10 protein-coding genes are annotated in these 12,850 nt (G+C 42.4%); all 10 read left to right on the top strand.

All coding sequences use genetic code 11. The annotated features are described in order from the left end of the window. Positions 1–182: 182 nt before the first annotated feature. A complete protein-coding gene (locus tag WAA20_RS19555; RefSeq protein WP_073389245.1) occupies positions 183–386 on the top strand; it encodes an AraC family transcriptional regulator in 204 nt (67 codons plus the stop codon). Positions 387–603: 217 nt separating this feature from the next. Continuing rightward, positions 604–2,268, top strand: a complete 1,665-nt coding sequence (locus WAA20_RS19550; protein ID WP_167562748.1) for an ASKHA domain-containing protein — start codon at positions 604–606, stop codon at positions 2,266–2,268. A 19-nt stretch (positions 2,269–2,287) separates the two neighbouring features. Next, complete coding sequence (locus WAA20_RS19545) at positions 2,288–2,458, top strand: DUF6472 family protein (RefSeq protein WP_167562749.1); 171 nt, start codon at positions 2,288–2,290, stop codon at positions 2,456–2,458. 186 nt (positions 2,459–2,644) lie between these two features. Then, positions 2,645–5,179 (top strand): ATP-dependent zinc metalloprotease FtsH, encoded by a 2,535-nt coding sequence (gene ftsH, locus WAA20_RS19540; RefSeq protein ID WP_081373923.1) that lies wholly within the window; start codon positions 2,645–2,647, stop codon positions 5,177–5,179. Between the two features lie 167 nt (positions 5,180–5,346). After that, positions 5,347–7,251 carry an excinuclease ABC subunit UvrC gene (gene uvrC / locus WAA20_RS19535; RefSeq protein WP_073389248.1) on the top strand — a complete coding sequence of 635 codons (1,905 nt, stop codon included), beginning with the start codon at positions 5,347–5,349 and terminating at the stop codon, positions 7,249–7,251. Positions 7,252–7,348: 97 nt separating this feature from the next. Continuing rightward, positions 7,349–7,492 (top strand): hypothetical protein, encoded by a 144-nt coding sequence (locus WAA20_RS19530; RefSeq protein ID WP_338801906.1) that lies wholly within the window; start codon positions 7,349–7,351, stop codon positions 7,490–7,492. Then, positions 7,485–9,950, top strand: coding sequence for a glycoside hydrolase family 2 protein (locus tag WAA20_RS19525; RefSeq protein ID WP_330393665.1), 2,466 nt, complete (start codon positions 7,485–7,487; stop codon positions 9,948–9,950). The genes WAA20_RS19530 and WAA20_RS19525 overlap by 8 nt, the downstream gene beginning before the upstream one ends. Positions 9,951–9,996: 46 nt before the next feature. After that, positions 9,997–10,623 (top strand): GDSL-type esterase/lipase family protein, encoded by a 627-nt coding sequence (locus WAA20_RS19520; RefSeq protein ID WP_073389252.1) that lies wholly within the window; start codon positions 9,997–9,999, stop codon positions 10,621–10,623. 205 nt (positions 10,624–10,828) lie between these two features. Beyond that, the gene (gene hprK / locus WAA20_RS19515; protein WP_073389253.1) at positions 10,829–11,770 is read left to right on the top strand and encodes an HPr(Ser) kinase/phosphatase; all 942 of its coding nucleotides are present in this window, start codon (positions 10,829–10,831) and stop codon (positions 11,768–11,770) included. A gap of 29 nt (positions 11,771–11,799) precedes the next feature. After that, positions 11,800–12,735, top strand: a complete 936-nt coding sequence (locus WAA20_RS19510) for an ROK family glucokinase (RefSeq protein ID WP_073389255.1) — start codon at positions 11,800–11,802, stop codon at positions 12,733–12,735. The last annotated feature ends 115 nt before the right edge of the window (positions 12,736–12,850 follow it).

The raw sequence follows: 12,850 nt of genomic DNA, 5'->3' as shown, positions 1-12,850 counted from the left end.
GTGCGAAAAGTTGTTGCGCGTATGCCGTGTGTAACGTACAATATTAATAACAATCATCTTAATGTCGGAATTATTAATTATTCGCTTTTTTATCCAAAAATAAGGGGTGTATACCGTTTATATATGCGACTAATCCCGTTCCGGCTATCATGTGTAAATTTCATAGTAAAGGGAGGTATCCTATGAGTGAGGAAATGACTTATGTAACCAGTAGTAATCTTCAGGAAATGCAAGACTATTTAAAGGAACATGTAGACGACTATTCACTCAGGGATATGGCTGATCGCTTTGCGATGTCTCAGACCAATCTCCAGACTCATTTTATGGATGGGTATGGTATGTCTATCTATAGTTATCTGAAGACTCTTAGCGATGATGGCAAATAAAACTTTGTTGTACTTTTACAAAGGAGTTATATACTAAAAATATAATTTGTGTTGATCTTGTATGAGACAAAAGATTTATGATGGAGCAGATTTAGGTCTGCTCCATTTTTAGGAAGAAACTCATTTTTAGGAAGAAACTCATTTTTAAGAAATACTAAAGTAGCAGAGAACCATTGTCCAAGTCATTCTTCACTTAATGAACGAAGAAACAGGTAATATGAAAAGAAATAATGAAGTAGAAATAAAAGTTCATATAAAAAAAACAGGACAGAAAGTAGTAGTACTCCATGCTCCTAAAAACAAAAAACTCATAGACCTTCTGCGCGAAAATGATATAAAGATTGATAGTCCATGCTCCGGATCTGGTACCTGTGGTAAATGCAGGGTAAGGTTTGAAGGAAGCGGTGTCCGTATAACAAATGCAGACATGCGACATATATCCAAAGAAGACCTGAGCAGAGGATATCGTCTTGCCTGCATGTGCATGCTTACTTCTGATGCTGAGATTTACATAGATGAATTCTGCGAAGATGAGATGGAGGTTTTAGGAAACAGTCTTAGCATAAATCAAAAAGCAGATAAGAATAAAAAATATGGAATTGGTATAGACATAGGAACTACGACACTTGCCGTATGCCTTGTTGAACTTCCGCATGAAGACAGGATCATTGGAGTCAAAACAGGAGTCAATCATCAAAGAAGCTATGGCACGGATGTAATATCAAGGATAAAGGCTTCTAAAGAAAAGGGTGCGAGGCTCAAGGAGATCATTCAGACAGATCTTGTTAACCTGATCCTGGAACTGCTTGAAGAGACGCAGTGCAGCATATCCCAGATAAGCAGTATGGCTATAGCAGGTAACACAACAATGCTTCACCTCTTAAGGGGGTATGACTGTGAATCTCTTGGAGTGTATCCTTACACGCCTTTTAGTATAGGACTTGAGAGCCTGAAGGTTGGGGATGTATTTCCTTTTTTAAAAAAAGATAATATAAACAATATCCCTGTAACTATACTTCCGGGCTTCACCGCTTTTGTAGGAGCTGATATTTTATCGGGTCTTTATGCTGAGCGTCCCTGGAAAAAGAAAAAAGGATTTCTTTTCCTTGATCTTGGTACAAATGGAGAAATGGCGGCCGGTTGCGGGGATAAGCTTTATGTTACGTCCACGGCGGCAGGCCCTGTGTTTGAAGGTAATGGGATCAGTTTTGGAGTTCCTGGGATACCCGGGGCAATATCGGAAGCATATTTTAGAGATGGAAAATTAAAACTATCAACAATAGGAAATAAACCTCCGGTTGGAATATGCGGAACGGGAGTTCTTGAAATAGTAAGTGCTCTTATAAGAGAAGGCATCATAGATAATACGGGACTTCTTAAGAAAGTATACTTTGAAAAAGGATACCCGATCTGTAAGGCAGAGGATGGAAGTGATATTGTCATAACCCAAAATGACATAAGGCAGGTCCAGATGGCTAAGGCAGCAGTCAACGTGGGCCTTGATATGATATTCGAAAAGTTAAAGCAAAAAACTTCAGAAGACAGCACCTATAAGGCGGCTGATCTTAGCGAGAGGATAAGCGGCGCCGCAGATTCAAAGCCATATGTTATAATATCAGGCGGATTTGGAGCAAATCTTTCTTTTGACAGGATAAAAGAGCTTAAGATGTTCCCTGAAGAAATTATAGATTCAGGCGACAACGTATATATAGCCGGTAATACATCTCTAAAGGGCTGTGCAAAGTACTTGTGCGTAGAAGAGTTATATGGTACAAAGATAGCCCGGGATACTCTTAGCATAATACTCAAAAATGCAGAAGAGATAGAGCTTTCCCAGGATGATGCTTTTAGTGATAAGTATTATGAGGCGATGAATTTTTGAATTGTTTGGAGGTTAGACTATGGACTGCGATACATGCGCATATTATGAATACGATGAAGAGGACGAATCCTACAGCTGCAGCGTCAATCTTGATGAGGACGAGATGTACCACTTTTTAACAAGGCGTTCAAAAAAGTGTCCGTACTGGCGTAGTGATGATGAATACGGTGTAGTAAGACATCAGATATAAAAACTTCAACATGGAAACAGTTCGAACATGGGTTTTTAATATAAAAAACATATTGGTTATGGAGCACTTTATCGAACTTTAAGAAATAAGAAGTTTTACTTTAATTGCATTGTGCCTTAATAGATTTTATAATGCTATAAGGTGCATAATTGCGCTATCTATAATAAAAGTGAGGTAACAACCTTAATGGATAACGAAAATAATAATGAACGCCGCGGGCAGGGCGGTGGAAACTCATCAAACAACAGACAAAGTCTTTTTATGCTGCTTCTGGCAGCCCTTGTCTGTATGTTCGTGATCTCTTATTTTACTAATGCCCTGAGCTCGGCATCCACTATTGAAATAAGATACGATCAGTTTATAGAGATGCTTGAAAATGAGCAGATCGAATCTGTAGTGATCGAATCGGACAAGATCACTATCACTCCTAACAAGGATGGAATAATTGCTTATAATGAAAAAGCTGAAAAGGATGATGAGATAGCAACACCTGATACCAAGTTCTATACAGGTATAGTTACTGACTTTGAACTCCAGCAAAAGCTTGAAGATGCAGGAATCGAATATACATCAACAGTTCCGGATTCAAGGAACTATATCATATCCCTTATCCTGTCATACGTTCTTCCTATAGTTCTTTTGTGGGTGATCCTTGGATTCCTCTTTAGGCGTATGTCAAAAGGTGCAGGCGGAATCTTCAATGTTGGTAAGTCCAACGCCAAGGTCTATGTTCAGAAGGAGACAGGCGTTACCTTCAAGGATGTAGCAGGTGAAGATGAAGCTAAAGAGTCACTTGTGGAAGTTGTAGACTTCCTTCACAATCCGGGCAAGTATGTTAAGATAGGTGCCAAGCTTCCTAAGGGAGCCCTTCTTGTAGGACCTCCCGGAACAGGTAAGACACTTCTTGCAAAGGCCGTTGCAGGTGAAGCACATGTTCCTTTCTATTCACTTGCTGGTTCTGACTTTATAGAGCTGTATGTCGGCGTTGGTGCAAGCCGTGTAAGAGACCTATTTGCAGAAGCTAATAAGAACGCACCTTGTATCATCTTCATCGATGAGATCGATGCTATAGGTCGTAGCCGTGATTCCAAGTTTGGAGGCGGCAATGAAGAAAGAGAACAGACCCTCAACCAGCTCCTTTCCGAGATGGACGGTTTTGATTCAAGTAAAGGTGTACTGATACTTGGTGCTACTAACAGACCTGAGATCCTTGATAAAGCCCTTCTTCGTCCGGGACGTTTCGACAGAAGGATCATCGTTGATAAGCCTGATCTTAAGGGCCGTGTTGAGATCCTTAAGGTTCATTCCAAGGACGTTAAGATGGATGAAACCGTTGATCTTGAGGAGGTTGCACTTGCAACAAGCGGTGCGGTCGGATCTGATCTTGCCAACATGATCAACGAAGCTGCCATCAACGCAGTTAAGGGTAAGCGCGACTACGTATCCCAAAAAGACCTCATGGAAGCTGTTGAACAGGTTCTTGTGGGAAAAGAGAAAAAGGATAGAATTCTTTCTAAAGAAGAGCGTAAGCTTGTATCTTATCACGAAGTCGGACATGCTCTTATCAGTGCTGTTCAAAAGAATACAGAGCCTGTACAGAAGATCACCATCGTTCCACGTACAATGGGAGCTCTTGGTTATGTAATGCAGGTTCCTGAAGAAGAGAAGTTCCTTAATACAAAAGATGAAATGCACGATGATATCGTTGTAGCTCTTGGCGGACGTGCAGCAGAAGAGGTTATCTTCAACACAGTTACAACAGGTGCACAGAACGATATCGAAAAGGCTACTGAGATTGCAAGATCCATGATCACTATGTACGGTATGAGTGACAAGTTCGGACTTATGCAGCTTGAATCTATACAGAACCGTTATCTTGATGGAAGAAAAGAGCTTAACTGCTCTGACCAGACAGCAGCAGAAGTTGATAAGGAAGTTATGAAGGTTCTTGCATCCTGCTATGAGGAAGCTAAAGAAATAATCAGAGCTCACCTGTCAACAATGGATCGCCTTGCTGAACATCTTATCAGTAAAGAGACAATCTCCGGTAAGGAATTCATGCAGATCTATCGTGAGGTAGAAGGACTTCCTGAACCTACCGAAGAAGAAAAAAATCAGTCAAGACTTAGAATATATGCAACAAGACCTGAGTCAGCAAAAGTTGGTGAAGATAAGGAAGAACCCAAAAAAGAAAGTGCAATAGACCGCCTTTCATCACAGGGTTTTTCATCCGGAAGCAGCTCATCACAGAGTACCTCTTCCAATAGCATTTCATCTTCAGGCACTACAGAGCCGGTTAAGACCAAAAGCTCTTTTGACGAAGCAATGAATGATGCTCACAACTGGATGAGCGGACAGATAAGCAGTAGTGATACATCTGCTACAAACGATCAAAGCCCTGCAAGTCAGGTTGTAGAAGAAAAGAAAGATGAGCCATATATCCAAAAGCCAAGTACTCTCTATGGAAGCGATGCTAACAAAGGCAAGGATGATAAACCATCAGAGCCTGATCCAATGGACATTCTGACAAGAAGAGGCGGCTTTGACTCAGCTAATGACAGCAGATATATCTGGGCTAATCAGCCGGAGAATCTGTGGTCAAATGAAAAGAAGGATGACAGCGAAAACACTTCAAAGTCAGGCGGAAGATTTTCACATGTTCCGGATGATTTCGATAAAGCTGACAAGTCAGATGACGCTGAAAAAGGGTCTGACAACTAAAACTAAGAAATGATCATCAAGTGCATCTGTATTACAGGTTGGAAGGCAACATGTGATTCAGGTGCACTTTGTTATAAGTATTAATGTGAAATCTGCGGATCGATCATACGATCATGGAATGGAATCTGAAAAGAAGCAGATTTAGGACAAAGTTTAAAGAGGACCAGATGGAAGAAAGCAGATTTGATGTCAAAGAAGAATTAAAAAAACTGCCCCATAATCCCGGCGTTTATATAATGCATGATGCAGACGATGTCATCATGTATGTTGGTAAGGCTATTGACCTTCATAAGCGTGTGCAGTCATATTTCAGGAAGATAGTAGGACGCGGCCCTCAGATAGATCAGATGGTATCCAAGATCGCCAGGTTTGAATATATCGTTACTGATTCAGAGCTTGAAGCCCTTGTACTTGAGAATAATCTTATTAAGGAAAACAGGCCCCGCTACAATACCCTTTTAAAAGATGACAAGACTTATCCTTATATAAAGGTTACGGTCCAGGAAGAGTACCCCAGGATTCTTTTTTCAAGACTTATGAGAAAAGATAAGGCGAGATACTTCGGACCCTTCACAAGCGCTCAGGCAGTTAAGACTACTATAGATCTTATCAACAAGATATACGGACTTAGGACCTGTAACAGGTCTCTTCCCAAAGATATAGGCCAGCAAAGACCATGCCTTAATTTCCATATGGGAAGGTGCTGCGGCCCGTGTACGGGAAAAGTAAGTCAGGAAGAATATAAAGAGCATATTGATAAGGCGCTGGACTTTCTATCCGGTAATTACAATGTTATTTTAAAAGACCTTGAAGACAAGATGTATAAGGCTTCAGAGGAAATGGATTTTGAGAATGCAGCTCGCTACAGAGACCTTCTGAATGATGTAAGAAGCGTAGCCCAGAAGCAGAAGATGACGGATTCATCTATGGAGGATAAGGATATCATCGCGATCGCTTCTGATGAAAATGATGCTGTTATTCAGGTGTTCTTCGTTCGTGACGGAAGGCTTATAGGACGTGAACATTTCTATATGACTCATGTTGGTGGTAATCCTCAGGAAGAGATTGTTCTTGATTTTGTTAAGCAGTTCTATTCCGGAACTCCTTTTGTTCCAAGGGAGCTTATGCTGCCTGTCAGGATCGAAGATCAGGAGATAATAGAAAAATGGTTGTCCGGAAGAAAAGGAAGCCGTATGTATATAACTGTTCCTGAAAGAGGTCAGAAAGAAAAGCTCATGGAGCTTGCTTCTGAAAATGCAGCGCTTGTTCTTTCCAAGGACAGAGAACGTATAAAGCGTGAAGAAGGAAGGACCATTGGAGCTGTTAAGGAAATCGAACAGATCCTTGGAATGAAGAATCTTGTCAGGATGGAAGCCTATGATATTTCTAATATAAGCGGCTTTGCCAATGTTGGTTCCATGGTGGTATTTGAAAAGGGTAAACCCAAAAAGAGCGACTACAGAAAGTTCAGGATAAAGTCAGTAGAAGGCCCTAATGATTATGCCTGCATGCATGAAGTTCTGACAAGAAGGCTTCTTCACGGTCTTGAAGAAAGGCAGGACATGGAGCTTAGAAATATAGATGCCCAGTATGGAAGCTTTACCAGATTCCCTGATCTGATCCTCATGGATGGTGGACGAGGTCAGGTCAATATATGCCTCCAGGTCCTTGAAGAGCTTGGTATCAATATACCTGTATGTGGTATGGTCAAGGACGACAATCATAGAACAAGAGGCCTTTATTTTAACAATGTAGAGCTGCCTATAGACAGACATAGCGAGGGATTTAAGCTTATAACAAGGATTCAGGACGAAGCTCATAGATTCGCTATAGAATATCACAGATCCTTAAGAAGTAAAGCCCAGGTAAGGTCTGTCCTTGACGACATACCCGGAATCGGAGCTGCCAGAAGGAAAGCTCTCATGAGAGACTTTGAGTCGATCAAGGATATCAAGGAAGCTTCAGTAGAAGAGCTTCTAAAGGTTCCTGAACTTAGGGAAAAAGAAGCTTTGGCAGTCTACGAATTCTTCCATACAGAAGTGGCCGTCAGAAGACCTGGTACTTCTAAGTGATTCTCAGCCTGATCAGAAGATTGTAGAGAACAGGAAAGTCGGCACATACTGTTTTGACGAGTATCCTGTATATGATGAGTGGCTCTCCAAATTCGATATGGAAGAAGAACATCCTAACATGATGAAGCATGACCCATTCCACTTCGCTCATCTGCCTGTATGGATCGATGGAAATGCATACTTCGAAGGTGCAAAGCCATGGAAGAACGACAGTAAAATAGGAGATAATGAAAATGAATAGTATGAATATTTCAAATTGGAAGATAAAAAGAGTATCTGACGGGACTTACTACGATTCTTCCGTGCCGGGGAGTGTTCTTGAAACTCTTTTCAGAAACGGAGTAATTCCGGATCTTTTTGTGGGAGACAATGAAAAGTATGCCCTCTCGATGATGGAGGAGGACTTTGAATACGAGGCGTTCTTTGACTGTGACAGGGAAGTTTTTGAGAGCAGAAAAAAGGAGCTGGTTTTCGAAGGGATAGATACTATAGCGGATATCACACTAAACGGAGAGAGTCTGATTCATGCTGAAAATATGCACAGGACCTACGTGGCAGATGTTACGGAGTATTTGAATGAAAAGGGAAATGTACTTAAGGTATATCTTTACTCTCCACTTAAATTCATAAGGAAGGCATATGAGGAGTGCCGCTGCGACGGATCGGAGGATGCAATGCAGGGCTTTGCTCATATTAGAAAGGCCCACTGCATGTTCGGCTGGGACTGGGGTCCAAGGATTCCTGACGCAGGTATTTTCAGACCGGTTACTCTTAGAGGCTTTAATGAAGCAAGGATAGACAATGTGAGGATACATCAAAGGCATGAGGATGGAAAGGTGTATCTGTCTCTTTTCACCGATAAAGAAATCCTTGAAGGATGTGAAGGTGCTTTTATAGACGTTACTGTGACATCTCCTGAGGGAAAAGAGACGGTGGCTGAAAATTATCAAACAGGTGATGAACTTTTGGTAGATGATCCCAAGTTGTGGTGGCCAAACGGTTTTGGTGAACAGAATCTTTATACCGTGACCGTGACCTTGAGGATGGAAGGGCATATTGCAGACTCAGTCCAAAAACGCATCGGTCTTCGCACCATGACTTTGACCAGAAAAAAGGATGAGTGGGGTGAGAGCTTTTCACACTGCGTAAATGGCATTGATATCTTTGCAATGGGAGCGGACTATATTCCGGAGGACAACTTCCTCTCAAGGATAACTCCAAAGAGAACAAGGCAACTTCTGTCAGATTGCAAAATGTCCAATTTCAACACTATAAGAGTATGGGGCGGCGGCTTTTTCCCTGGTGATGAATTCTATGACCTATGCGACGAGCTGGGACTTATTGTATGGCAGGATCTTATGTTTGCCTGTGCCGTCTACGATCTTAATGATGAGTTTGAAGAGAACATACACTGTGAGATAAGAGACAATCTGCGCCGTATTGCCGACCATGCCTGCCTTGGACTTATCTGCGGAAACAACGAGATGGAGATGTTCGTCAAGGATGGCCTTTGGGTAAGCTCTCATAAACAGAGAGCTGATTACATTAAGATGTACGAGTATCTCTTCCCCAAGTGGGTGCATGAGTATGCCCCCGACACAGTATACTGGCCTTCAAGCCCCTCCTCAGGAGGAGCCTTTGATGCCCCCAATGATGACAGCAGAGGAGACGTTCATTACTGGTCGGTGTGGCACGACAACAAGCCCTTCACCGAGTACAGAAAGCATCATTTCAGGTATCTTTCCGAGTTTGGCTTCCAGTCGATCCCTTCAATGAAGACCATGGAAACAGTCATGGAAAGACCTGAAGATTTCAATCTCTTTTCCTACAACATGGAGAAGCATCAGAGGAACAGCTCTGCCAATGCCAAGATCATGCAGTATATGCAGGCTACCTTCAGATACCCTGGCGATTTCGATACCTTAACCTATGCATCCCAGCTTCTTGCGGGAGAGGCAATAAGATTCGGAGTTGAGCACTTCAGGAGAAACCGCGGAAGGTGCATGGGAGCAATCTACTGGCAGCTTAATGACTGCTGGCCGGTAATAAGCTGGGCTTCAGTGGATTACTACGGCAGGTGGAAGGCGCTTCAGTATTATGCAAAAAGATTCTTTGCTCCGGTGCTTCTTAGCTGCGAGGAGACAAGTACGGTATCCGAGGGAATCCTTGTTAATTCCGAAAAGACTGCCTTCACTCCGGCGATCAGGCTGAATGTGTCCAATGAGACAATCAAGGAGCGCACTCTTACAGTAGAGTGGGAGCTTAGGGATGCTTCGGGAAAAGAGCTGTCATCAAAGACCACAGGTCTTGAGACCCGTGGAGTGACGCAGGTGAAGGTTTCGCCGCTTACCTCGGTATGGATTCAGGAAAAGCACTTCCAAGGCATAGACATATATTCAACGTATGCTTCTTTCAGAGCGAAAGAGGGTGACAGGGTTGTATCGGAAGGAACAGTGCTTTTTGTGCCCGCAAAATACTTCTGCTTCGAAGATCCGACTCTTAAGGTAACTGCGGTTTCAGACAACCAGATCACGGTGGAAGCCGGCTCTTTTGCCAAAAATATAGAGATAAGAAATGAGAATGATGACCTGATTCTTTCAGACAACTTTTTTGACATGAATCCGGGAAGCAGACAGATAGAGGTTATCCGCGGAAACCTTAAGGGGCTTAAGGTAAGAAGCGTCTATGACATACATTAAGGACAGGGAAGGTCTTTTGACAAAAGTATAAAAAGCGGAGGCTGTCATGAACATATATGCTGTAACAAGATACAGATATCTTAATAAGAATGCTGTTAAAGGAGAAACTCTTTTTGTGGGTTCATCATTGATGGAACATTTTCCCATTAACGAGATTCTGATGAGCAGAGGGTTATCCAAGGTCATTTACAATCGGGGGATCAGTGGCTATACTATTCCCGAACTTCTTGAATCCATGGATGAGCAGATATTTGACCTAAAGCCCTCCGTAATCTTCATAAATATCGGCACCAATGATATAAGCCGTCAGGAGGAAACTTCCGAGATTTTCGAGGCGGATTACAGGAAAATTCTTATACAGATTAAAGATAGGCTTCCTGAAACTAAAGTGTTCATGATGGCTTTTTATCCGGTTAATCAGAAGGTGGCGGATAAAGTGACAGCATGGCCCGAGGCACCTCTTGCGGCAAAGCTTCGTCTTGAAAGGCTGGATAAGGCCAACGGCATTGTCGAAAAGCTTGCGACTGAGTTCGGCTACAGGTATATAAATGTGAACGAAGGACTCTTTGGTGAGAACGGGCAGATGCTTGAGAAGTACACCACCGACGGCATTCACATGTGGCCCTGCGCATATGAGCTCATCTTCGACAATATGAAGAAATATATTTTTTAGTAATAAGGTTGTACTAAAATGAAACGTGTTGATGAGATGCTGGGGCTATATGATATCGTACAGTCGATACCGCTCATTATGTTGAAACGCTTAAGCCTGTATGATAAACTGAAACTGATTTAATGGGGACTTTAATTGCCTTGTCTTTTATACAAAAGTCAGGGCAATTGTATCTTAACTTCCTAATATATGGAGGGATCTTATTATGGCTAGCGTTAAACTTAAAACTATCATCGAATGGATCAAACTTGATAACCTGACACCTGAAATCCCGATAGATAAGATCAGGATCACACAGCCGGATATCAACAGACCTGCGCTGCAGCTTGCCGGATATTTTGAACACTTCGAGGCAACAAGACTTCAGATTGTAGGATTCGTTGAGTATACCTACATGGAGTCACTTCCACAGGAGCAGAAAGAGAAGGCTTACAGAGATTTTCTTTCATTTGATATACCTGCTGTTATCTTCTGCAGAGAGCTGGTACCGGATAATCTTTTCTTAAAGATTGCCAATGAAGAACAGGTTCCTGTTCTTATGACAAGAAAACCCACATCTGCTGTTATGGCAGAGATCATCAGATATCTTAATGAGAAGCTTGCACCATGCATCTCCATTCACGGAGTACTTGTTGATGTATATGGTGAAGGCGTTCTTATCACAGGTGACAGCGGTATCGGTAAGTCAGAGGCTGCACTTGAGCTTATTAAGCGTGGACACAGACTCGTATCCGATGATGTAGTAGAACTTAGGAAAATAAGTGATGAGCTTCTTCTTGGAAGTGCACCTGATATCACAAGACACTTCATCGAGCTTAGAGGTATCGGAATCATTGATGTTAAGACTCTTTACGGTGTATCAAGTGTTCGTGACAGTAAGGCTATAGACCTTGTCATCAAGCTTGAGGACTGGGACAAGGACAAGGAGTATGACAGACTGGGACTTGAGGAGCAGTATACAGAGTATCTTGGAAACAGGATAGTATGTCACAGAATTCCGATAAGACCAGGACGTAACCTTGCGGTTATATGCGAATCTGCAGCTGTTAACCATCGTCAGAAGAAGATGGGATATAATGCTGCGCAGGAGCTTTATAATAGAGTACAAAACTCTCTCCAGCATCATGGAGATGAGGATGATGAATAATAAAAAAGGAAGGCTATGGTATTAAAGTAATGAAGTATGCATTTGGAGTTGATATAGGCGGAACGACTGTAAAGATGGGTCTTCTCGACTATGAAGGAAACATACAGGAAAGCTGGGAGATACCCACAAGAACAGAGGATAACGGAGAAAACATTCTGCCGGATATCGCAGCTTCAATTAAGGCTAAGATTGAAGAAAAGGGACTTACAAAAGAAAGCATTGCAGGTGTAGGAGTTGGAGCACCAGGTGCAGTTGACAGTAACGGAATCATTTTCCAGGCCGTTAATATCGGATGGGGAAGAAAGAACCTTCAGGAAGAACTTGAGAATCTTGTCGGACTTCCAGTAAAAGCAGGTAACGATGCTAACGTAGCAGCACTTGGAGAAGCATGGAAGGGCGGCGGACGCGGCCACGGCGACATGCTCATGGTAACTCTTGGAACAGGTGTTGGTGGTGGTATCATCATCGGCGGCAAAATCGTTAACGGTGTTGCAGGTTCAGGCGGAGAGATCGGACATATTCACCTTGAAGACAATGAAACAAAGCGCTGCGGATGCGGCAACAAGGGCTGCTTTGAGCAGTATGCAAGTGCTACAGGTATTGTTCTTCTTGCATCACGTATTCTTGGAGAGACAGACAAGGATTCTGTACTTCGCCGCGGTCAGCTTTCAAGTAAGGGAATCTTCGATGCTGCAAAAGCTGGTGATGAAGTAGCAATAGAGATCACAAAGAAGTTCGGTTATTACCTTGGAAAGGGACTTGCAACATGTGCAACAATCCTTAACCCTGAAGTTATCGTAATCGGTGGCGGAGTATCAAAGTGCGGAACTGTAATTTTTGATCTTCTTAAACCTTCATTTGACGAATTTGTATTCAAGGGATGCAGAGATACAGAATTTGCTCTTGCTCAGCTTGGAAATGATGCAGGTATCTGCGGAGCAGCAAAGATGGTAATTGGAGATTAAAATTATCGGAGATAATTTTAATCTCTGGACTTGGTTCCCAAGTCCGTGGAGATTGATAAGAATTATAATTCTTATCAATCTCTATACTTGGTTCCCAAGTCCGTGGAGATTAAAA

Origin of the sequence: Butyrivibrio fibrisolvens (genome assembly GCF_037113525.1) — a bacterium.
Lineage (GTDB): Bacteria > Bacillota > Clostridia > Lachnospirales > Lachnospiraceae > Butyrivibrio > Butyrivibrio fibrisolvens.
This window is presented reverse-complemented; position numbering and strand designations above follow the sequence as displayed.